The organism is Ruegeria arenilitoris, from assembly GCF_013030265.1.
Lineage (GTDB): Bacteria > Pseudomonadota > Alphaproteobacteria > Rhodobacterales > Rhodobacteraceae > Ruegeria > Ruegeria arenilitoris_E.
The window spans coordinates 410,510-432,717 of sequence record NZ_WPZQ01000003.1 but is presented as its reverse complement, the minus strand read 5'-3'; the positions used below and the strand labels follow the sequence as shown (position 1 = coordinate 432,717).

The 22,208-nt window shown below is 57.5% G+C and carries 24 protein-coding genes; 11 read left to right on the top strand and 13 right to left on the bottom strand.

Annotation, left to right across the window (positions count from 1 at the left end; all coding sequences use genetic code 11):
* Positions 1–14: 14 nt before the first annotated feature.
* Positions 15–473 (top strand): Lrp/AsnC family transcriptional regulator, encoded by a 459-nt coding sequence (locus GOX61_RS07430; RefSeq protein ID WP_155142093.1) that lies wholly within the window; start codon positions 15–17, stop codon positions 471–473.
* A 7-nt stretch (positions 474–480) separates the two neighbouring features.
* Here the strand turns inward: GOX61_RS07430 and GOX61_RS07425 are convergent, their stop codons facing one another.
* Entirely contained in the window at positions 481–1,320 is an 840-nt protein-coding gene (locus tag GOX61_RS07425; RefSeq protein ID WP_170332506.1) for a CPBP family intramembrane glutamic endopeptidase, read from the bottom strand.
* Between the two features lie 182 nt (positions 1,321–1,502).
* On the opposite strand from GOX61_RS07425, the gene ppk2 reads away from it, so the two are divergent.
* A complete protein-coding gene (gene ppk2 / locus GOX61_RS07420) occupies positions 1,503–2,441 on the top strand; it encodes a polyphosphate kinase 2 (RefSeq protein WP_155142089.1) in 939 nt (312 codons plus the stop codon).
* A gap of 59 nt (positions 2,442–2,500) precedes the next feature.
* Here the strand turns inward: ppk2 and GOX61_RS07415 are convergent, their stop codons facing one another.
* Both GOX61_RS07415 and rpsU read right to left on the bottom strand, forming a co-directional pair.
* Entirely contained in the window at positions 2,501–3,592 is a 1,092-nt protein-coding gene (locus GOX61_RS07415) for a CAP domain-containing protein (protein ID WP_170332504.1), read from the bottom strand.
* Positions 3,593–3,886: 294 nt separating this feature from the next.
* On the bottom strand, positions 3,887–4,093 hold the full coding sequence (gene rpsU, locus GOX61_RS07410) for a 30S ribosomal protein S21 (RefSeq protein ID WP_005614280.1): 207 nt from the start codon (positions 4,091–4,093) through the stop codon (positions 3,887–3,889).
* Between the two features lie 112 nt (positions 4,094–4,205).
* Here rpsU and GOX61_RS07405 point away from each other — a divergent pair, with 112 nt between their 5' ends.
* Entirely contained in the window at positions 4,206–4,898 is a 693-nt protein-coding gene (locus tag GOX61_RS07405; RefSeq protein WP_170332503.1) for a COQ9 family protein, read from the top strand.
* Between the two features lie 72 nt (positions 4,899–4,970).
* A complete protein-coding gene (locus GOX61_RS07400; RefSeq protein ID WP_170332501.1) occupies positions 4,971–5,957 on the top strand; it encodes an NAD(P)H-quinone oxidoreductase in 987 nt (328 codons plus the stop codon).
* A 39-nt stretch (positions 5,958–5,996) separates the two neighbouring features.
* On the opposite strand, the gene GOX61_RS07395 is transcribed toward GOX61_RS07400, so the two are convergent.
* On the bottom strand, positions 5,997–6,854 hold the full coding sequence (locus GOX61_RS07395; protein ID WP_170332499.1) for a DUF2189 domain-containing protein: 858 nt from the start codon (positions 6,852–6,854) through the stop codon (positions 5,997–5,999).
* Positions 6,855–7,046: 192 nt separating this feature from the next.
* Between GOX61_RS07395 and GOX61_RS07390 the strand changes: the two genes are divergently transcribed.
* A complete protein-coding gene (locus GOX61_RS07390) occupies positions 7,047–8,030 on the top strand; it encodes a quinone oxidoreductase family protein (protein ID WP_170332497.1) in 984 nt (327 codons plus the stop codon).
* Positions 8,031–8,082: 52 nt separating this feature from the next.
* Here the strand turns inward: GOX61_RS07390 and GOX61_RS07385 are convergent, their stop codons facing one another.
* The 8 genes from GOX61_RS07385 to GOX61_RS07350 all read right to left on the bottom strand — a co-directional run bounded on the left by GOX61_RS07385 (position 8,083) and on the right by GOX61_RS07350 (position 13,519).
* The gene (locus GOX61_RS07385; RefSeq protein ID WP_155142081.1) at positions 8,083–8,616 is read right to left on the bottom strand and encodes an outer membrane protein; all 534 of its coding nucleotides are present in this window, start codon (positions 8,614–8,616) and stop codon (positions 8,083–8,085) included.
* Positions 8,617–8,881: 265 nt separating this feature from the next.
* The gene (locus tag GOX61_RS07380) at positions 8,882–9,355 is read right to left on the bottom strand and encodes a YHS domain-containing (seleno)protein (protein WP_155142079.1); all 474 of its coding nucleotides are present in this window, start codon (positions 9,353–9,355) and stop codon (positions 8,882–8,884) included.
* Between the two features lie 188 nt (positions 9,356–9,543).
* Positions 9,544–9,816: a hypothetical protein gene (locus tag GOX61_RS07375; protein WP_170332495.1), complete on the bottom strand. Its 273-nt coding sequence runs from the start codon at positions 9,814–9,816 to the stop codon at positions 9,544–9,546.
* Entirely contained in the window at positions 9,813–10,418 is a 606-nt protein-coding gene (plsY, locus tag GOX61_RS07370; protein ID WP_155142077.1) for a glycerol-3-phosphate 1-O-acyltransferase PlsY, read from the bottom strand. The genes GOX61_RS07375 and plsY overlap by 4 nt, the downstream gene beginning before the upstream one ends.
* Positions 10,418–11,698, bottom strand: a complete 1,281-nt coding sequence (gene pyrC / locus GOX61_RS07365; RefSeq protein WP_170332493.1) for a dihydroorotase — start codon at positions 11,696–11,698, stop codon at positions 10,418–10,420. Before pyrC ends, plsY begins: the two co-directional genes overlap by 1 nt.
* Entirely contained in the window at positions 11,695–12,084 is a 390-nt protein-coding gene (locus GOX61_RS07360) for a hypothetical protein (protein ID WP_170332491.1), read from the bottom strand. The genes pyrC and GOX61_RS07360 overlap by 4 nt, the downstream gene beginning before the upstream one ends.
* Positions 12,069–12,587 carry a hypothetical protein gene (locus tag GOX61_RS07355; protein WP_170332489.1) on the bottom strand — a complete coding sequence of 173 codons (519 nt, stop codon included), beginning with the start codon at positions 12,585–12,587 and terminating at the stop codon, positions 12,069–12,071. The genes GOX61_RS07360 and GOX61_RS07355 overlap by 16 nt, the downstream gene beginning before the upstream one ends.
* The gene (locus GOX61_RS07350) at positions 12,584–13,519 is read right to left on the bottom strand and encodes an aspartate carbamoyltransferase catalytic subunit (protein ID WP_170332487.1); all 936 of its coding nucleotides are present in this window, start codon (positions 13,517–13,519) and stop codon (positions 12,584–12,586) included. Before GOX61_RS07350 ends, GOX61_RS07355 begins: the two co-directional genes overlap by 4 nt.
* Positions 13,520–14,293: 774 nt before the next feature.
* Here GOX61_RS07350 and GOX61_RS07345 point away from each other — a divergent pair.
* The 6 genes from GOX61_RS07345 (at position 14,294) to GOX61_RS07320 (ending at position 21,791) form a co-directional block, all read left to right on the top strand.
* A complete protein-coding gene (locus GOX61_RS07345) occupies positions 14,294–15,058 on the top strand; it encodes a uracil-DNA glycosylase (RefSeq protein ID WP_170332485.1) in 765 nt (254 codons plus the stop codon).
* Entirely contained in the window at positions 15,058–15,657 is a 600-nt protein-coding gene (locus GOX61_RS07340) for a metallophosphoesterase family protein (RefSeq protein WP_170332483.1), read from the top strand. Before GOX61_RS07345 ends, GOX61_RS07340 begins: the two co-directional genes overlap by 1 nt.
* On the top strand, positions 15,654–16,274 hold the full coding sequence (locus GOX61_RS07335) for a LysE family translocator (RefSeq protein WP_170332481.1): 621 nt from the start codon (positions 15,654–15,656) through the stop codon (positions 16,272–16,274). The genes GOX61_RS07340 and GOX61_RS07335 overlap by 4 nt, the downstream gene beginning before the upstream one ends.
* 6 nt (positions 16,275–16,280) lie before the next feature.
* Entirely contained in the window at positions 16,281–16,823 is a 543-nt protein-coding gene (gene moaB, locus GOX61_RS07330; RefSeq protein ID WP_170332479.1) for a molybdenum cofactor biosynthesis protein B, read from the top strand.
* A 106-nt stretch (positions 16,824–16,929) separates the two neighbouring features.
* Positions 16,930–18,384: an efflux RND transporter periplasmic adaptor subunit gene (locus GOX61_RS07325; protein WP_170332477.1), complete on the top strand. Its 1,455-nt coding sequence runs from the start codon at positions 16,930–16,932 to the stop codon at positions 18,382–18,384.
* A gap of 5 nt (positions 18,385–18,389) precedes the next feature.
* Complete coding sequence (locus tag GOX61_RS07320) at positions 18,390–21,791, top strand: efflux RND transporter permease subunit (RefSeq protein WP_170332475.1); 3,402 nt, start codon at positions 18,390–18,392, stop codon at positions 21,789–21,791.
* On the opposite strand, the gene GOX61_RS07315 is transcribed toward GOX61_RS07320, so the two are convergent.
* Entirely contained in the window at positions 21,758–22,207 is a 450-nt protein-coding gene (locus GOX61_RS07315) for an NUDIX hydrolase (protein ID WP_170332473.1), read from the bottom strand. The two genes, GOX61_RS07320 and GOX61_RS07315, sit on opposite strands and share 34 nt — an antisense overlap.
* Between the last annotated feature and the right edge of the window lies 1 nt (position 22,208).

The following is a 22,208-nucleotide window of genomic DNA, read 5'->3' as shown; positions in this document are numbered from 1 at the left end:
ACGGATGTGCGTGAATGAGCCTTGATACAACCGACAAAAAGATCTTAGCTGCACTGCAGCGCAAAGGCAGAATGTCGAACTCGGAACTGTCCGAGCAGGTGAACCTGTCACCGTCGGCGTGTCATCGTCGCGTTCAGCGTCTGGAGGCTGAGGGTTTTATCCGCGATTACGTTGCGCTGCTTGATGCGCGCAAAATGGGCGTGCCGACGACAGTTTTCGTTGAGATTACGTTGCAAGGGCAAGCTGAAGAGTTGCTTGAGGCTTTTGAGAAGGCGGTTCGGCGCATTCCCGACGTGCTGGAATGCCATCTTATGGCAGGGACGGCTGACTACATCCTCAAGGTCGTTGCCGAAAACACCGAGGACTTCGCACGCATTCACCGTCAGTATCTGTCGCGCTTGCCGGGCGTAGCACAGATGCAAAGTTCTTTTGCCCTGCGTACGGTGTTCAAAACGACCGCATTGCCCGTCTAGGTTATCCTCAGGCCGGACCGGGATAGGTGAACAGGGCCAGATGTGTGAAGTTGAACCCGAAATGCATCAGCGTCGGTACCCACAGTCTGCCGGTCGCATAATAGCCCAATCCACAAGCGAGCCCCAGGATTGAGGCAAAGAGAACCAGCGCTGGCCCTCCGCCAAAATGAACCAAGCCGAACAGAATGCTGGCAAGGGTGATCCCGATGGCAGGACCGGTTTTTGTTGTCAAAACGGACTGCAGATAACCGCGAAAGAAGGCCTCTTCTGTCAGGCTGGTCAGAAACAGATTTGAGAAGGCAAAGATCATCCACCAGGCAGGCAGACCGAGTTCAGGCCGGACTGCCCCGGACGTGGCACCCAAAAGGAACAGCGCCGGAAGGAGTAATATACCGATAATCAGTGGCAGTCGGCGGGTGGGTATCGCACCGTTGATGATCATGGGGCAGGCCAACAGGACAGCAAAGAACACGATGGGTTTATCCAGGTTCAGGTACATCGTGAATGGCCCACTGTCCGGTCCGGCATTCACCTGATCCAGAACCAGAAGATTATTGAAACCCGGCATCAGGTGAGCGCCCAGAGCGAGGCTCCATATGATCAGCGCAAGATGTCCGAGTATAGCTGCCAAACCCTTCAGGCGGGGCAAATAGGAGGCACCTATCAATCCAAGGGTGGCAATCAGCAAACCCGGAAGTGTGATCAGACCTAACGTAGTAGTCACAAAGCCAAACAGCAGCAGCATCACCAAACTCAGAAGACGCTGGCCAGATAGTGCGAAAATCTGACTAAGCACCAGAATGAGCCAGGGCCAGATCGTTGGGAGAAGAGCAAGAAAGAGCGCCAAAGGTACCTCCGGGTTGTGGACCAACTTGGACTCAGAATTGCGTATGACGTCAACTGCTTGTCATTGCGTCAATCCAGACGCTTGTATCCCGCCCCCGACAGGTTCACATTCATGTCTCGGAACGCGCATGACCGTTTTTATGACATCCGCTGTTTACACACGCCCGTTACGGTCCGAACCCGATGAAAGATAAGGAGCAGACCTTGGCTTACGAAAACAACTACGAGCCCAAAGACTGGCTGGAAGCTGAGCTGGAAGATACGCTGGACGAAGATTTTGAGATCGAGTTCAGCGAGCCGATGCTCTCGATGGAAGTCCGCAAGATCTATCGCGACCAGCATCCCGAAATGCTGAACCGCAAGGTGTATTTCCGCAATCTGCTGCGTCTGCAGGCTGAACTGATCAAGGTTCAGGATTGGGTTCAGCACACCGGTGCCAAGGTATGTATTTTGTTCGAAGGCCGTGACAGTGCGGGCAAGGGGGGGGTGATCAAGCGGATCACGCAACGCCTGAACCCGCGGGTTGCGCGCGTAGTCGCGTTGCCCGCACCCAGCCGCCGTGAGCAAAGCCAGTGGTATTTTCAGCGCTATGTTCCGCATTTGCCTGCTGCCGGAGAAATCGTGCTGTTCGACCGGTCATGGTACAACCGGGCGGGTGTCGAACGCGTTATGGGCTTTGCAACCGAAGATCAGGTCGAGCAGTTTTTTCAGGACGTTCCCGAATTCGAACGTATGCTCGTCCGTTCGGGCATCATTCTGCTGAAATACTGGTTCTCGATCACGGATGAAGAACAGCAGTTGCGATTCCTGATGCGTATTCATGATCCGATGAAACAGTGGAAACTTTCACCGATGGATCTGGAATCCCGAATTCGCTGGGAGTCCTACACCAAGGCCAAAGAAGACATGTTCTTCCGCACCAACATTCCAGAAGCACCGTGGTACATCGTTGAGGGCAATGACAAGAAGCGCGAACGCCTGAACTGTATCGAGCACCTGCTGACCAGAATTCCGTATGACGACGTACCGCAGGAAAAGGTCACGCTCCCGGATCGTCGTTACAATCCCGAGTATGAGCGCCGCATACTTCCTGATGAACTCTATGTTCCCAAGGTTTACTGACGGCTCGAAAGTAAGAATGGTGCGAGGCCGGGAAATTCCAGCCCCGCACCGGATAGCCGTTAGGCGGCGTCCATCATGAAATCAACATCATAGTAGTTGAACACAAAGACGTCCCCGCAGGTGTCTTCCGCCACATCCGAATTTGTGGTCTCCAACTCGGACGCAGGATTGTTCTCACCAGCCATGACCAGTTCGAAATCGTCCGTTTCGGGCTCTGAATCCGCCAGCTCGGTTTCGTTCCAGTCGAATTGGTCCAGCTGAGCTCTTAGGGATTGGACGAATGCTTCGATCTCAGCAAGGAAGGCCTGAACATCAAAGCATGCATATTCGGGTTGTTCTGGTTCAGGTGTCTCAGTCACCGGCGTTTCGGTCTCCGGCTCTTCGGTTTCCGTGACGTCTGTTCCTGGGGTTTCGGTTTCTGGTTCCTCAGTTTCGGTCACGTCGGTATCCGGTGTTTCAGCTTCCGGTTCCTCGGTTTCGGTGACGTCGGTATCCGGCGTTTCGACTTCCGGTTCCTCGGTTTCAGTCACGTCGGTTCCCGGAGTTTCGGTTTCCGGCTCTTCGGTCTCGGTGACATCAGTATCCGGCGTTTCGGTTACGGGTTCTTCGGGCTGAGGTACTTCGGCCACCGGTTCTTCTGGCTGCGGGGTTTCTTCAACTGGCGGTGTAGGGGCAGGTGGGGTGGTCCCACCATTGTCCAGCATGACCGCTGCATCGGTTGTGGCAAAGTTCTGGGTGACCATTACAGCGTCAAATCCTTGCATGTCACCGGTTTCAACGCCGATACCGATGTATTTGAAATCCGGGTTCAGGATATTGGCCCGGTGACCGGGGCTGTTCATCAGGTTCTGGTGAAGCTGTTGGACATCATCACTGATGCCGGGTGCACCACGCTCGGATTGCCACGCGATGTTCTCGCCCGATCTCCAGCTGCCTGAAAAATCGAAGCCAGCCATTTCCATCCGCTGGGTTGCGGTGGAACCACCCGAACCAGTGTGGCTGAACGTGTCCGTGGCCAGCATCCATTCGCTGTGATCCTCAGATGATTCATTCAGGCGTGTTTCCAGTTGCAGCGGCTCCAGTCCGCGGGATGTGCGCTCCTGATTGATCAGCGCCAGCATTTCTCGTTCGATACTACTTGCAGTCGACATTTTTGCCTCCGTTTGGTGTTGTGTCTTTGCAGACGCCGCCAGTTACAAAGGCCCGGTGCCGGGTTCATAGACAGGGATTTCCAGAAGGCGAGTTTTGGCGAGGCGGTGCTACCAGCGCGAGATTCGCTGCGCTGTAAGATGCCGGGCAAAATGTTGCTGAGGGGCAAATGGCTGGTTGTCGCTTGGCGCACGAGCCGAGTCGGCGAAATGTATCCGACCCCGGAAACGACAAACCCCCGGGCGATGCCTCGGGGGTCGTCAAATAGTGTCATCCAAAGCTGGACGAGGAAAGTCTTAGAGCAGACCTTCGCGCTGGGCTTTCTTGCGTGCCAGTTTACGGGCACGGCGGATCGCTTCAGCTTTCTCGCGCGCTTTTTTCTCGGACGGCTTCTCGAAATGTTGCTTGAGCTTCATTTCACGGAACACGCCTTCGCGCTGCAGCTTTTTCTTCAGGGCACGAAGCGCCTGATCGACATTGTTGTCGCGAACACTAACCTGCATGTGGTTGTCACCACCTTTCTAGATTCGAGTTGCAAGGAAATTGCAGGAGTTGGCCGTATAGCAAAGCGCACCTAACTTGTCTAGTACTGGGCCCGAACACCGGAGAACCGCCATGACCGTGACTTACGAAGACGCAAAAGAGCAGCTGTTGAACGCAATTCTTGACCACGTCCCCTTTGATGGCTGGTCCGAGACAAGCTTTCGCGCGGCGATAGAAGACAGTGATATCGACGATGGGCTGGCGCGCGCCATCTGTCCGCGCGGGGCGGCTGATCTGGCGCTGGCGTTTCACGCGCGGGGCGACGCGGCCATGCTGGAACGGCTGAAGACCGAAGACCTGAGCGGCCTGAAGTTTCGCGAGAAAATCGCGGCTGCGGTCCGGTTCCGCCTGCAGGCGGTTGAGGACAAAGAGGCGGTGCGCCGTGGTGTGACGCTTTTTGCACTGCCTGTTTATGCCGCCGATGGCGCCAAGGCGATCTGGGGCACATGTGATCTTATCTGGGACGCGTTGGGCGATACATCAGATGACGTGAACTGGTACACCAAACGGGCCACCCTGTCGGGGGTCTATTCCTCGACGTTGTTGTTCTGGCTGGGGGACGAGACGCCCGGTTATCAGGCCACATGGGAGTTTCTGGATCGTCGCATCGAGGGTGTGATGCAGTTCGAAAAGCTCAAGGCGCAGGTGAATGAGAACCCGTTGTTCAAACCGTTCCTCGCTGTCCCAAACTGGCTGGCAGGCCAGGTGAAGGCACCTGTCAAAATGCGCACCGATCTACCGGGTTCGGTATCGTTCCGGAAATAACGGTGGGACTGCAACTTGTCGCTAGGCGTCTGCATGTCTGGCTGCTAGGCAAGGGGCAAAGGAGAATTGCCCATGACTCAGATGATGCGCGCCGTTGAAATCACTTCGCCGGGCGGCCCCGATGTTCTGCAGCTGACCGAGCGTCCGATGCCGGAACCGGGCGGAGGTCAGGTGATCATCAAGGTCGCCTATGCCGGTGTGAACCGTCCGGACGCATTGCAACGGGCCGGGGCATATGATCCGCCTCCGGGTGCCAGCGATTTGCCAGGGCTTGAGGCTTCGGGCGAAATCGTGGCCATAGGCACAGGGGTCGAAGGGATTGCGATTGGGGATCAGGTCTGTGCGTTGCTGCCTGGTGGCGGATACGCTGAATATGTTGCAACACCTGCCGCTCATTGTCTGCCAGTCCCCACAGGCATGGGTCTGAAGGAAGCGGCCTGCCTGCCCGAGACATTCTTTACAGTCTGGTCCAATGTCTTCACGCGTGGTGGTTTGAAGGCAGGAGAGCGTTTTCTGGTCCATGGTGGCTCCAGCGGAATCGGCACGACAGCCATTCAATTGGCCAACGCTTTTGGTGCTCGGGTGTTTGCCACGGCCGGATCGGCCGAGAAATGCGAAGCCTGTGTCAATCTTGGGGCCGAGAAAGCGATCAACTACCGGGATGAGGATTTCGTCGCGGCCATGCGCGCCGAGGGAGGTGCAAACCTGATTCTGGACATGGTTGGCGGCGACTACATCCCGCGCAACGTCAAGGCCCTGGCCGAGGATGGGCGACTTGTTCAGATTGCCTTTCTGCAAGGTCCCGTCGTCGAGTTGAACTTTGCGCTGATGATGGTGAAACGCCTGACTCTGACCGGAAGCACACTGCGCCCGCAAAGCGATCTGGCAAAGGCAAAGATTGCTCAGGATTTGCGCGAGGCTGTTTGGCCACTGCTGGAGGCTGGAAAAGTTGCGCCGGTCATGGACAGCGAGTTTGATCTGGCAGACGCGGCAGCCGCCCATGCACGCATGGAAAGCTCGGGCCATATCGGCAAGATCGTCTTGAAAGTGGCTGACTGAATTTCAACGCGCGGGCCCGCCCCGCGCGTACCATTCCGGTCAAGACACAGCTCTGCGGTACAAGTGCCATGTTGCGTGGCCCAATACAGGCATGACGACAATCAGGCCCAATAACATCGGTATGGTACCGATCACCAACAATGCGGCGACGATGAAGCCCCAGGTCAGGATGACGCCTGGATTGTGCCGCAGCACGCGGACTGATGTAACCACCGCCACCGGCAGCCCCACTTTTTTGTCCAGCAGCAGTGGAAAGCTGACGACGCTAACGGCCAATGCGACCAACGCGAACAGGAACCCGATTGCTGTGCCGAAAATGATCATGCTCCAACCTGCGCCTGTGGTGAATACCTCGGCGGCGAAGGCGCTGATGGATGTTGGCGGTTCGGGGCCAAGCGTCAGCACATAGACAGCTTGCGCCACCATGAGCCAAACCAGCAGCAGCATGACCAGATAAAATCCAAGCGCCAGAATGGCTCCGAAAGAAGGTGATCGGAAAACGCCAAAGGCATCCAGCCAGTGCACTGCCCCCCCTTGTTCGCGTTTGCGGCTGATTTCATACAATCCAACCGCTGCCACCGGGCCGATCAGGGCGAAACCTGCAATCAGCGGGGCCAGCAAAGGCACCATATTCATGTTCAGCCCGATCCCGAACATGAGCAATCCCGCAATGGGGTAGATCAACACCACAAAGATCGCGTCTGCGCGTGTTTCGAGGAAATCATGATATCCCGCCCTCAGGCTGTCGCGCAGATCCTGTAATGTCAGAGTTTGCACGGTTGGCAGATGCCGGGTGTCCGAACTGCCAATCCGGGTTACGCTTTCCGCAATATGATCGCTGGTCGCTCCAAGATTTTGGGCGGCCCAGCTGATCGGGTTACCGATTGTTTTTGCCATCTTCATTCCCTTCCTTGGCGGGTTCGCGCCGCGGAATGTATCCGGCATAAGGTTGCCCGTGGCCGGATCAGCCGGCAACGCCTTGACCCAGTATAGCATATTTTTGCCGAAACCGGATCACTGCCTCGCGATCACACGGATTGCTCTGATGCGCAGGCGTGCTAGCCTTGCAGCAGGCAACAGGAGGTCAGCATGCAGCAAACGGCACGAACCGTAGTCATTCACGAAACCGGCGGACCCGAGGTTCTGAAGATTGAAGACAGGCAACTGGGCAGTCCGGGACCTGGCGAAGTGCGTATTCGTCATCATGCCTGCGGTCTGAACTTTATCGACGTGTATCAGCGAACGGGTCTTTATCCGCTGGAACTGCCGCATGCATTGGGTATGGAAGCCGCTGGTATCATTGAAGAAGTTGGTGAAGGCGTAACTCATCTGGAACCCGGCCAGCGTGCCGCCTATGCTGCCACCCCGTCCGGGGCATATTGCGAAGCCAGGGTGATGCCTGCATCTCAGGTCTGTCCTTTGCCTGAAGGCATCTCGTTCGATGCGGCGGCCGCCATGATGCTCAAAGGGATGACTGTTGAATATCTCTTTCACCGCACTACGCCGTTGAAACGAGGCGATACCGTCCTGTTTCACGCGGCTGCCGGGGGGGTGGGGCTGATCGCGTGTCAGTGGGCCAAGTCCGAGGGGATCACTCTGATCGGAACCGCCGGAACGGATGACAAATGCCGGTTGGCGCAGTTCAATGGGGCCGCACATTGCATCAACTACCGGACCGAGAATTTTGCCGAACGGGTGGCTGAAATCACCAATGGCAAAGGCGTAGACGCAGTTATGGATTCTGTTGGTGCGGATACGTTCGAAGGATCGCTGGATTCGCTCAAACCACTGGGAATGATGATTTCTTTCGGCAACGCATCCGGCCCGGTTCCGCCGTTCAATATCGGCATACTGGGGCAGAAGGGATCTCTCAAAATCACGCGACCAACATTGTTCACGCATATCTCGGATCATGCGGTTTGTCAGGCAATGGCACGCCGCCTGTTCGGCAAGGTCGAGGGTGGTGAAGTTAAAATTCACATCGATCAGCGGTTTCCGCTGGATCAGGTCGCTGACGCGCATCGCGCGCTTGAGGCGCGGCAGACCACCGGCAGCACGATCCTGGAACTCTGAACAAAAAAGACCCGGCTGCGTTAGCCGGGTCTCTGCATTCAAGTGAATGAATTCAGAAGCGGTACGCTGCCCGGACCTGAATCGTCGTCGCATCGACATCGATGCCGCTTGAATTGAAGTTGTCGAACTGGTGGTAGAGCACTTCACCACCGATGCTGACATTCGGTGCCACGATCTGTTCGTAACCTGCACCGATGAACCAGCCGTCATCGCTTCCCAGCGTGTTGGTGCTCGCTTCGGCATAGCCGGTGGTTCCATAGAGCAGCCCCTGTGGGTTGACCTTGTAACCGGCGCGAACCTTCAGGCGCCACACGTCTTCTACCTTGGCTGCGCCAGACAGGTCTACGTCGCTCCAGTCATAGTCAAAGCCGCCACCGAAGACCCAGTCACCCATGTCGTAATCATAACCGAGGATGATACCACCGATGGCGCCGTCACCGTCGACGCCTGAAAGGCTGGTGTCAATGTCGGCATAACCAAACTGAGCACCACCATAAAACCCGGTGAAATCACCTGAGGATTGAGCCATGGCCGTTCCTGCCGCCAAAGTCGCGACAGTGGTGACGATTGCCAATTTTCCTGTCATCTTTTTATCCTTCCATTCGGAAATTGAGCTCGTGACGGCATCGCCAATCACGAACCTGTACTGATCATTACGTCCCGGCCCGGAGGCCGGATCACCCATGTTTCACCTATTCCAACCCGATTATTTGCGCCTTTGCCGTGTTGAAGCACGCGCACCCGTGTTTCCGGGCGTTTATGATCAGCAGATAGGTTCGGGAAATTCAGTATCCAAATGAAGAACGGCGGCGGATACATCCGCCGCCGAAATGCAGTTTTTTATCAGCGGATTATTGCTGCAGTTCTGCCGGATCCTTGTCGGCAATGTCTGTCCAGTTGGCGCTTGCTTTTTCGATGAAGCCCGGGATGTCGCCTTCCCAGCGTTCCTGAATGTCCTGCGACAGGTTCAGGTACAGTTTGTTATCGACGATTTTCCAGTGGTTCGGGTCACCGTCAAACTTGAAACCCATTGCAGCACCGAATGCGCAGTAGCCACCATATGCGGGCAGGTAGGCCGCAGGATTGGCTTCGAAAGCGGCTTTGTTCTCTTCGGAGGCAAAGCGGTACATCGCGTCGTCATGCAGCGTGGTGATCTTGTAGCTGCCTTTGGTCGCTTCGCCTTCGGTGAAATAGGCGACCGGGTCATAACCCTGCATGGCCAGGCCGGTTGAGGATGCGTTGATTTCGACGCCTGCGGCCAGTGCCGAGCTTGCGATTGCTACGGACAGCGCAACGCCACCCAGTACGGATTTGATCTTGTTCATAACTTCACCTTTCGTGAATTGGGCTGCGTTGAACCATCTGAAAACATGGCGCGGCAACCCTGAGTTTTTTGTCCTGTGCGGTCGGTAATTGGCCGTCACAAAACCCAATTGGGCAGCGCCGTGATCACGTTCAAAGCAATCAATCGTGATTGTGCAGAGGTGAATAACGAGTGTTCAGAAATGCTGAGTCAGGGCTGATCAGGAACAAGCATCAATACAAAGCTTGAAACCTTTTCTGCGGACATTTCGCAAGGTCGCAGCAATGCACCGCTGTTCTGTGTGAGATAGAGGTTCAGGCTGATATAGTCAGTTCCGCCCAGTTCATGCGCAACCAGCTTGTGGGATTTACCGCCTGCCATGGCCTGTCGCGTCACGACATATCTGCGTGCTCCTGCCTGTCCGGTGAATGTACCGGATGGCAGGGCGAAGAACGCATTCAGGAACGCATCAGATGCGTTCACGACTTTCCGATTTTAGGTTCGGTACCGGCCTTGATGCGGGCGATGTTGGTGCTGTGGCGCCAGTAGACCAACAGGGTAAGAATGATCCCGAGGATAAAGGTCGAACCGTCGGTCAGTACCATGATCCAGGTTGTCGACAACGCCGCTGCAGCCAGCGCGCCGACCGAGGATATTCGCCAGATTGCAGCCGCCACAAGCCAAGTCAGGCAGCAGGCAACCCCAACTCGCCAGTCCAGCGCCAGCCAAAGACCCAGAAAAGTCGCGACGCCTTTGCCACCCTTGAAGCCCAGCCAGACTGGGAAGCAGTGCCCCAGAAACGCGGCAAGCGCCGCGATTTGCGCGGCATCCTCACCAGCCAGAACCCGGGCCAGCAGAACAACCACCGCCCCTTTTGCCGCGTCAAACAGCAAAGTCAGCGCGGCGGCGGCCTTGTTGCCGGTTCTCAGAACATTGGTGGCGCCGATATTGCCAGACCCGATATTGCGCAGGTTCCCCAGCCCCATCACCCGAGCAACGATCATGCCAAACGGGATCGAACCCATCAGATACCCAAGTGCGGCCCAAAGAATTAGTTGGGTCGTGGTACTGTCGAAAAAGGGCATTAGGATCTCCGGTAAACTTCTTTTCCAGCGACAAAAGTCGCGGTGACCTTACCCTGCATGCGCTGGCCGTCAAACGGAGTATTTTGCGATTTTGATTTGAGCGTAAAGCGGTCCAGCACAAAGGGTACATCCGGGTCAAACAGGACCAGATCAGCAGGTGCCCCTTCGGACAGTCGGCCACAGTCCAGACCCAGCCGTTTCGCGGGATTCAGTGTCATGGCGCGGAACAGAGTGGGAAGGTCCAGCTGGCCTGCATGATAGAGGCGCAATGCAGCAGGCAGCAGCGTTTCGAGGGCGACCGCACCCGAGGCGGCCTCTTCAAACGGCAGGCGTTTGCTTTCTTCATCCTGCGGCGTGTGCATCGAACTGATCGTGTCGATCAGGCCGGTTCGCACCGCTTCGATCACGGCTTGCCGATCGTCCTCGGATCGCAGCGGCGGCTTTACCTTGAAGAAGGTGCGATAGTCGGCCACGTCCAGCTCATTCAGCGTCAGGTGATGGATCGAGGTTCCGGCGGTGATGTCCAGCCCGTTGCGTTTGGCCCGTTCCAAGGCGGGCAGGGCGCGGGCGGTGGTGATCTGATCAGCGTGATAAGCCGCGCCGGTCATCTCGAGCAAAGCGATATCGCGATCAAGACCCATGCGTTCAGCCATGGGGGAAACAGCAGGCAACCCACGCAGCGCGGCAAACTTGCCACTGGTCGCTGCAGCGCCGGAGCTGAGCCCCGGTTCTTGCGGATGCGCGATGACCAGTGCGCCGCAGGACCGGGCATAGGTCAGTGCGCGGGAAAACACCTTGGTGTCCGCGATGACGTGATCGCAATCGGTAAAGGCAACGGCACCTGCATCCAGCAGGAATCCGATCTCGGTCATTTCGCGCCCTTCGCGCCCCTTGGTCAGGGCGGCCATCGGCAACATGTTGACGGGTGTGTCAGCTTGCGCCCGGCGCGTGATGAACTCCAGCGTTTCCGGGGTGTCGATGGCCGGGTTGGTATCGGGACGGGTGACAATGGTGGTCACACCTCCCGCCGCCGCGGCAAGACCTGCGGATTTATAGCTTTCCTTGTGCCGTTCACCCGGCTCGCAAACTTTGACGCCGATATCGACAATGCCAGGGGCCAGACATTGTCCGTTGCAGTCGATGACCTGCGCTTCGGTCGAAGGGGCACTTCCTTCGCCACGCGCCACGATTTGCCCATCAGTCACGTGCAGCCAGCCAGTGCCGTCTGTTCCGGTTTCAGGGTCGATCAGGCGGGCATTGGTGAAAATAATATTGCTCATGGCAACGCCCTTTCGATGGCGGCTTTGGTGGCAGCGGGGTCGGCCTGGTACTTGATCAGATGCTTGTCACCGCCCTTGGTGACGATCTGGACGAAACTGCCCATCGTGTTGACGGCGGTGATCTGGTTCAGCGGCACTGTGCGGGGCCCGGGGCCGGTCAGAGTTGTTTCGGTCATTTCCCAGGCGGCGGTCATTTCTTCTGAGGCCAGATACCAGGCACGTATACCGATAGCGGCAAGTCCAGCGGGCGCGCCGGTCCAGACATATGGGTTTCCGATAAGCCACAGAACAAGCATCGCACCAGCCATGGCAAAAGCAGCCAGCCACGCGTTTGTGCGAATGTAGGCCTGTTTGTCAGGGGCGAAACGGGTCACAGAATCAGCCACAGAACGCCTCCTATGATCAGAAGGATCAGAAGGGCCAGCGCAGCTGACCCGATGCGACGTGGCCTGTCATCCTGCGCTGCGCCTTGAGGTGCTGAAAATGGTTTCGCGCTTTCTGTCTCAATCGGACCACCTGTCCAGTTGGTGGCCTCTTCGGTGTAAAGGCCGATCAGACGAACCCGGGGATCAGGTTTCAGCGTTGCGCCCTTTCCTGCAAAGGCAGCGCTACGCAGGACAAGAACCCAACCTTCAACGGCATCCAGTGCATTGCGATCCAGTTGATCCTCTGAAACGCCGCACCCTTCGTTCAGGTAGCCAAACAGGCCTAGCTCTTCGAGGTCGGAGACGGGAAAGACATCGATTTGCTTGGGATCAAGACCCTGAACACCAAGCACTTGATCAACGGCGCCCGGTTCACGCAGGAACTTCGCCTCTTCCGGGCGCATGTTCAGCGAAAACAGACGCAGGACACCATGTTCATGTGGGGCGACGACCAGTTTATTCATGCGGCCTCGCTCAGGTTGCGGGCAAGTAACTCCATCGCGGCCATGCGGACAGCCACGCCCATTTCGACCTGTTCCTGAATCACCGAGCGGTTGATGTCATCGGCCAGTGTACCGTCGATTTCGACGCCGCGGTTCATCGGACCGGGGTGCATCACGATCGCATCCGGTTTCGCCAGTGCAAGTTTGGCGGCGTCCAGACCGTAACGGTGATAGTATTCCCGCTCGGATGGAATAAAGCCGCCATCCATGCGTTCTTTCTGAAGGCGCAGCATCATCACGACGTCGACGTCTTTCAAACCTTCGCGCATGTCGTCGTAGATTTCGGCGCCGAATTCCGAGAACTGAGCGGGCACCAGCGTCGGAGGGCCGATCAGGCGAATGCGGTTTTCCATCTTGCCCAGAAGGATCAGGTTCGACCGGGCAACGCGGCTGTGTGCCACGTCCCCGCAGATTGCAATGTTCAGGCGGTGGAGGCGACCCTTGGCACGGCGGATGGTCAGCGCGTCCAACAAGGCCTGGGTCGGGTGCTCGTGCCGACCATCGCCCGCGTTCAGCACGGCGCAGTTCACTTTCTGCGCCAGCAGATCGACCGCGCCGGAATGTGGATGGCGTACCACCAGCAGATCGGGATGCATCGCGTTCAGCGTCATCGCGGTGTCGATCAGGGTCTCACCCTTTTTGATCGAGCTAGCCTGCATCGCCATGTTCATCACATCCGCACCCAGACGTTTGCCGGCAAGTTCAAAGCTGGCCTGTGTCCGGGTCGAGTTTTCAAAGAACATGTTGATCTGGGTCAGCCCTGCCAACACGTCCGAATGCTTAGTCGACTGGCGGTTCAGGTCGACATATTTCTCGGCCAGATCCAGAATGGCAGTGATATCGGATTGCGACAGATGCTCGATGCCAAGAAGGTGACGATGGGCGAAACGCATTGGCGGGCTCCTGTCTGACAATCGGGCCGCTTATAGAAAGCTGCGCGGCCCGAGGCAACCTAAGGTTCCGTTCCTTCGGGCAGTTTCTCGCAACCGCCTTCGGGCAGGCACTGCTCGCCGGGTTTGCACCACTTGCCGTTTCCGCAGTCGATGGCCTTGAGTGGTACACATCCCCGACCGGCAGAACATTTGAACCCCTGACGGCATTGGGAACCGGTTTCTTCACACAAGTACCAGCCGGGGCGACTGCATCCGCCCCCCGGTAAACAAACGGAACCCGGTGCACAGACCAATCCATCGTCGCATTGATTGATCGGCTTTGGGCGGGGGCTGGGATCGAAGTTGGGCGTGATCTTCTCGCATTCTCCGCGCCCGTTGCAACGTGAACCACTTGGACAATCAAGGCTGGAGGCGCATTTGTTCGCCCCAGCTGGCGCACATCGGGTGCCGCCAGCAACGCAACGCTCGAACGGTCCGCAGGATCGTCCACCGCCGCAATAGGTGCCGCCAGCCCGGATGCAGTGCCCGTCAAAGCTGCACCTTTGTCCGACCGAACAGCAGTTGCTGCCACATTGGAACTGACCGGCGCGGCATTGGTTATGCTGGTCGTGAAAAGTCGCTGAGGCAGGTTCGCCGCTAAAGACGGCAAACAGCAATCCAATCAGAAGGAATCGTAAGGCAAACAGCATGAATATCCGCATCGTCGGTGCGACTGAGCGCCATGGCAAGGTCTATTCGCTTTCCCTCGGTCAAAAGGTGGTTAGATTGAGAAGCATGGAATCGGCTTTGGACTATCATACGGCGCGTGCCTTGCTGGAATGGCAGGCTGAACTGGGCGTGACTGATGCGATCGGTGACACCCCGGTTGACAGATATGCGCTGCCGGATACTGCACCCAAAGCGAAAAAGCCTGCCGCGGTTCAGAAAACGCCGGAGAAACCAAAGCAAGTCGATCCGACTGCCGTGGCCGAAAAGGCAGCGCGAGCGGCAGGATCATTGCCCGAACTGCGCGCGACGATGGAAGCGTTTGATCTTTGCGATCTGAAGCGCGGCGCGCGGCAACTGGTGTTTGCAGATGGCACACCTGGGGCTCGCGTGATGATTGTAGGCGAAGCGCCGGGCCGGGACGAAGATCGCGAAGGAAAGCCCTTTGTCGGTCGGGCCGGGCAGTTGCTGGACCGGATGCTGGCGGCCATCGAGCTGAACCGCGCCGAAAGCGTTTATATCACCAATGTTCTGCCATGGCGTCCACCACAGAACCGGGATCCTAAGCCAGAAGAAATTGGCATGATGAAGCCGTTTCTCGAACGCCATATCGCGCTGGCGAAACCCGAAGTGCTGGTGGTGATGGGCAACATCAGTTGTCAGGCGGTGCTGGGCAAACGGGGTATCACGCGGTTGCGCGGCAAGTGGGATCAGGCACTGAACCTGCCCGTCATTCCAATGTTTCACCCCGCCTATTTGTTGCGCCAGCCGCAGATGAAGCGGCAGGCCTGGGCCGATCTGTTGGAGCTCAAGGCACGGCTGGAGAATGGGTGATGAAAGTTCTGGCTTTCTCCGATCTGCACCTGGCCCGGAATCGGGCAGCAGAGCTGGTCGCGGCCAGCTCCGAGGCCGATCTGGTGATCGGCGCAGGTGACTATTGCAACATGCGACACGGTCTGGATGAGGCCATGGTCATGCTCTCGGGCATCGCGGCCCCCATGATTCTGGTGCCGGGCAATGCCGAAAGTGCCGAAGAGCTTGCTGATGCAGTCCCTGATGGTGTTCATGTTTTGCACGGGTCTGGGATGACCTTGGATGGCATACACCTGTTCGGGTTGGGCTATGGTGTACCTGTCACCCCCTTTGGTGACTGGTCCTGCGATCTGTCCGAAGGGGCCGCGGCCGAGTTGCTGATGCGGTGCGACAGTGCCGATATCCTCATCGTACATTCACCGCCCAAAGGATACGGGGACAAGACATCACAAGGTGTGTCCGTCGGTTCATCCGCCATTCGGGATGCTGTTGAGCGGATTCAACCAGCGCTGACGCTATGTGGCCATATCCATGACAGTTGGGGATATCGCGGTTCGATTGGCCAAACTAATATCGCCAATCTTGGTCCGCGCGTGAATTGGTTCGAGGTCGACGCATGATTGAAACAGTAACGTTGCTGGCTTTCATTCCGGCAGCCATCGCCCTGAACCTGACACCCGGGGCGGATATGATGTTCTGTTTCGGGCAGGGGCTGCGATCTGGTGCAAAGCCTGCAATTGCTGCTAGCGCTGGGATATCATTGGGCTCGATGATTCACGTCATTCTGGCTGGTCTGGGATTGGGGGCTGCAGTTGCGGCCTTACCTTGGATGTTTGACGCCATCCGGTGGCTTGGGGTCGCATACCTGCTGTATCTGGCTTGGGGTGCAATTCGTCATGGTGCGATATCTGCAGATGGCTCTGCCAGACCTACCCGATTTGCGTTTCGCGACGGGTTTCTGGTCAACCTCACCAATCCCAAGGTCATCCTGTTCGTTCTCGCATTTATCCCGCAATTCGTGAATCCGGCGGCCGGGTCTGTTCTGCTGCAGTTTTTGATCTTCGGATTGATCATCTCAATCGGCGGCTTTGTCATAAACGGCCTGGTCGGGGTTTTCGCAGGTGGCGCAGGAAAGGTCCTGATCAACAATCCACGAGCGTCCCGTATTCTGGGCTGGGTCAGTGGTGGTATTTTCACCGCATTGGCTATCCGGCTCGCCATCATGGAAAGGGCCTGACACAGTATGACTCGCATCGATGAAACCATGGACTTCATCCCGGTCCGGATTGCTGTTCTGACAGTTTCGGATAGCCGCTCGCTTGAGGAAGACCGCTCGGGCCAAACACTGGTTGATCGTATTGAGCGCGCTGGTCATACAGTCGCCGATCGCATAATCCTGCGGGATGAGCGTGGGGAGATTGCAGATCAGTTGCGCGCCTGGGTGGCCGATCCAGATATCGACGTGGTGCTATCAACCGGGGGCACCGGGCTGACAGGGCGCGATGTGACGGTTGAGGCCCATCGCGATGTCTACGAAAAGGAAATCGAGGCGTTCGGTACGGTTTTTACAATCATTTCAATGGAAAAGATTGGCACATCGGCTGTTCAGTCGCGTGCGACGGGTGGCGTTGCGGGGGGAACTTACCTGTTCGCCCTGCCTGGCAGCCCGGGGGCATGCAAAGACGCTTGGGACGGAATTCTGGAAAAACAGTTCGATTATCGGCACCGCCCCTGCAATTTCGTGGAAATAATGCCCAGATTGGACGAACATCTGCGACGGAAGTAGACTGGTCGTACGTTTAACGTCTCATAACCGCTTTGTGGCTTGGCATTTTTCTACGTCCGGCTACCTTTTGCGGATGGCAGCCCGATGCAACCGGAGTGAGTGATCGATGCGATTTTTGCGGCAGAGCCTTGTTGGCGTTTTTCTGGCGTCTCTGACGCTGGCACTGCTGTTTGTTGCCGTTCAGTTGATCACAGGCGCGGTGCAGGAAGTTCTGACACGGGACAATCAGCCGCCGCAGGCTCGCGAACGGATATTTGCCGTGACCGTGCAGACCGCTGAACTGGATACCGTGACCCCGCAGCTGGAGGCATTTGGACAGGTACAAAGCCGCCGCCGACTGGAATTGCGGGCTGCGCTGGGCGGGCGGGTGATGTCACTGGCCGAAGATTTCGAGGATGGCGGGACCGTAACCGCTGGTGAACTACTGGTAGAGCTTGATCCTGCTGACGCCCAGTCGGCGCTGGATCGGGCCAAATCCGATTTGCTGGATGCACAGTTTGAAGAGCGGGACGCGGAACGCTCATTGTTGCTGGCGCAGGACGAACTGAAAGCTGCCGAAGCACAGGCAGAGTTACGCGAACGTGCGCTGCAGCGGCAGCGCGATCTGGAATCCCGGGGGGTTGGTGCAACTGCCAGCGTGGAAGAGGCAGAACTGGCTGCGACTTCCGCCCAGCAGGCGGTGCTTGCGCGCAGGATTGCGCTGGCACAAGCTGAATCCCGGGTGGATCAGGCGACAACCCTTTTGGCCCGGGCTCGTATCGCGCTTGAGGCTGCCGAACGTGATTTGGACGATATGACCATTCGTGCACGGTTCGACGGGACCCTTACCGGTGTCACGCTGGTTGAAGGTCGGTTGGTCGCGGCGAATGAGAAGCTGGCGGAACTTGTCGACCCGAACGCGCTTGAAGTCGCCTTTCGTGTCTCAACAGCACAATATGTTCGCCTGCTGGATCCCGAGGGCGATCTGATCGATGCTCCGGTCACCGTATCGCTTGAGGTTACCGGCACGGATCTGTCGGCCAGTGGTCGCATCAGCCGTGACAGTGGCTCGGCTGGCGAAGGTCAGACAGGACGGTTGATCTATGCACGCCTTGATGATGCGCCCGGGTTCAAACCCGGTGATTTCGTCACGGTTTCGGTCGAAGAACAGCCGCTTGAGCGTGTTGTTCGACTGCCGTCTTCGGTTCTGGATGCAAATGGATCGGTTCTGGTGCTGGGCGTGGATGACCGGCTGGAAACCCTGCCCGTGCAACTGGTTCGCCGTCAGGGGGACGAGGTCTTGCTACGCGGTACGGGTCTCGAAGGCCGCGAGGTTGTAGTCGGGCGGACACCCCTGTTGGGAACGGGGGTCCGGGTGCGCCCCCTGCGGGTCGAGGCAAGCGTCGAAGCCGAACCGGATATGGTTGAACTGACCGATGAACAACGCGCCCGTTTTGTCGCGCAGGTCGAGGCAAGTGACCGGATGCCGAAAGATGTGAAAGCCCAGGTACTGGGGCAGCTGAACGAGGCGAAGATTCCTGCCTCGCTTCTGCGTCGCCTTGAAAACCGGGCCGGGGGCTGACGGGTATGGTCCGCGAGATTCCCGGAGCGGCAGGTGGCATTCTAAGCTACTTTACGCGTCACAGGACCGTTGCGAACCTGCTGTTACTGGTGATGCTGGTACTGGGGGCTGCGGCAATCCCCAATATGCGGGCGCAGTTCTTTCCTGATGTCATTCTGGAACGCGTTGACGTTAACGTCGTCTGGGATGGTGCAGGACCGGAAGACGTCGACAACGGAATTGTTCAAATCCTCGAGCCTGCGCTGCTGGCCGTTGAAGGCGTGGCAAGCACCGAAGCCACCTCTCGCGAAGGGTCGGCTCGGATTCGGTTAGAGTTTGAGCCCAACTGGGACATGTCGCGCGCTGTGGAAGAAGTGCGCACAGCCGTTGATAGCGTGACCAATCTGCCCGAGGATTCCGAGGAACCTTCAATCCGGCGTGGTGCGTGGCGGGACCGGGTTACCGATGTGGTTATTACTGGCCCGATAGAAGCTGAACAACTGGCAAAGTTCACCGATGAACTGATCAATCGGCTGTTCGCAGCAGGGGTCACGCGCACCACGATCCGCGGTGTCGCTGCGCCTCGCATCGTGGTCGAGGTGCCTACAGCCCAATTGATCGCCAACGATATCACGATGTCCGAGATCGCCTCGGCGGTCGCGGCCGAAGTCACGACGAATCCGGCAGGTGATGTCACAGGTGCAAATGCCCGCATTCGTACCGGCGTTGAAAAGCGCACGCCTGAAGAAATCGAAGCGATTGCGCTGCGGACCTTCGAGGATGGCTCCAAGCTTGTGGTCGGCGACGTGGCCGAGATCCGTGTCGAAGGCGTAACTCGTAATCGCAGCTATTACGTCGGGGACAACCCGGCCATGTCCATTCGCGTGGACCGCTCCAATCTTGGGGATGCGATTGGCATTCAGCATACGGTCGAAGACGTGGTGGCCGAAATGCAGGCCAGCCTGCCCGAAGGTATCACGGCCGAACTGATCCGCACGCGGGCGCAGGCCATCACTGATCGTCTGGATATTCTGGTCGACAACGGGCTGGTGGGGCTTGGCCTCGTGGTCTGTCTGCTGTTCCTGTTTCTCAATGCGCGCATCGCGTTCTGGGTGGCTGCGGGTATTCCCGTTGCGATGTCGGCAGCCATCGCATTCATGTATATCGGCGGGTTGTCGATCAATATGGTCTCGCTCTTTGGTCTGATCATCACGCTGGGTATCGTGGTTGATGATGCCATCGTGGTGGGAGAACACGCTGATTTCCGTGCCCGCCGATTGGGTGAGGCCCCGATAGTCGCAGCCGAACGTGCCGCTCGCCGCATGGCGATGCCGGTCTTTGCGGCAACCGTGACCACAGTAATCGCCTTTTTTGGCCTGACTCTGGTGGGAGGGCGGTTTGGAGAGTTGATCCGGGACATACCCTTCACGGTGATCGCGGTTCTTATTGCCTCGCTGATCGAGTGTTTCCTGATTCTACCCAACCACATGGCACACGCCATCGCGCATTCGGCCAAGGAACATTGGTATGACTGGCCAAACCGGATCGTGAACAGGGGCTTCCGCTGGGTGCGGGATCACCTGTTCCGTCCCTTGGTAGCCTGGGTGGTCTGGGCGCGATATGTGGTTGTCGCACTGATGATCGCGATACTCGCCAGTCAGATTGCGCTGTTCATCCGAGGCGATGTGAACTGGCGCTTCTTCAATGCACCCGAACGCGGTTCGGTGACCGGCAACTTCATCATGGCGGAAGGTGCGACACGTGCTGATACGCTGGAAATGATGCGGATGCTGCAGCAAGCCACCGACGAGCTTGGGCAGATTTACGAAGAGCGTCACGGACGAAATCCGATTGACTATGTTCTCGCCGAGGTTGGCGGCAGCGCCGGATTTGGCTTGTCTGCTGCCGAAGGCAAAGACGAAGACCTGTTGGGCGGCATTTCAATTGAATTGATCGATGCCGATCTGAGGCCCTATTCCAGCTTTGAGTTTGTAGGTGAGCTGCAGGATTTTGTTCCGCGCCATCCCAAGGTTGAATTGCTCAGCTTCCGAGGCTGGCGATCGGGGCCCGGTGGCGATGCCATTGACGTTCAGTTCTACGGCGCTGATGTGAACACGCTTAAATCAGCCTCTGAGGATTTGCAGACCGAGCTCTCCAAATACCCTGAGGTGTCGGCGCTTGAGGACAACCTTGCCTATGACAAAGAAGAGTACATCCTTGATCTGACGGCTCAGGGCGAGGCGCTGGGCTTCCGGATTGAAACGCTGGGTCGCGTCCTGCGTGACCGCCTGAACGGGATCGAGGCAGCAACATTCCCGGATGGTCCGCGCAGTGCCGAAATCCGGGTGGAACTGCCCGAGGGTGAGCTGACCGCTGATTTTCTTGAACGAACCCTGATGCGTACCCCGGATGGCGTCTATGTACCTTTGGCCGACATCGTTTCAGTTGAACGCAAATCCGGTTTCTCGACCGTGCGGCGTGAAAATGGTCTGAGAGTGATATCGGTGAATGGCGACATTTCCGAGGATGACCCGGCTCAGGCTGCTGAAATTGGCCGTGCCATGCGCGAAGAAATCCTTCCCAACATTGCTGCTGAGCGTCAAGTTGAATGGCGTATGGCCGGTCTGAGTGAGCAGGAGGATGAATTCCTGTCCGAGGCACGCTCGGGGCTGATCCTTTGCCTGACTGGCATCTACCTTGTTCTGGCCTGGGTTTTTGCCAGCTGGACACGGCCGTTGGTGGTTATGGCGATCATTCCGTTTGGTTTGGTCGGTGCAATCTGGGGACACTATGTCTGGGATGTACCGCTGAGCATGTTCACGGTCGTGGGCTTGCTTGGGATGACCGGCATCATCATCAACGATTCTATCGTTCTGGTGACCACAATAGACGGCTATCAAAAGGACCGTGGCCTTGTGCCTTCGATTGTTGAGGGCACCGCCGACCGATTGCGACCCGTAATGCTGACAACTCTGACCACAGTTCTGGGCCTCACGCCATTGCTGTATGAGGGATCTCAGCAGGCTCAGTTCCTGAAGCCAACGGTCATCACGCTGGTTTACGGGCTGGGTTTCGGAATGTTGCTGGTGCTGCTTTTGGTGCCAGCGCTGCTGGCGATCCTACAGGATATGTCCCGACCAATGACCGCGATGCGACGTGCTGTTCGGGCGCCGGACCATGTTGTGCGCGGTGCAGTTGCGATGACCGGTGCGATTTTGCTGGCTTGGTTTGGCGTATCGATGATCTGGCCTGCCGTTACTGGCGCGCCCCTCAACATGCTTTCAGGCTTCTATCCCGCCGAAGATGGGGTTGCCGTCCTGCGCATGGGGTTGGGCGTTTTCCTGACTGGCGCTGTTCTGATCCTGACCATCAGCGCAATCGCATGCGGGTTGCTTTATGCGCGGCTGTCGGGGCGGGCAAAGGCCTGATCCGCCTTCAATGCTTGCTCGAGCAGATCGGGAACGCGATCGCTCATTGGCAGTTTGCCCTGACGGATCTGATCAATTGGAAACCAACTTGCGGCTTTTGCATCGTCACCCGCCTCGGGTTCGCCCGAGATATATTGGCAGGCGACCCCGACAAGCAGGTAGTGTACGCTGACCTGCCCCTCATTATCCCGTTTCAAAAGGTCGAGGTTGTCGAGATAATGCAGGGGTTCTGCTGTGATCCCCGTTTCCTCAAGTAGTTCACGCTCGGCGGCTTGCAGAACGGTTTCGCCCCATTCCACGTGCCCGCCGGGAAATCCCCACAATCCAGCGTCAGGTTGCTTACTGCGCTGGACTAGCAACACCTGTTCCTGATGCAGGACAACGGCAAGGGCGCCGATCTTTGGCGATGGTGTCATT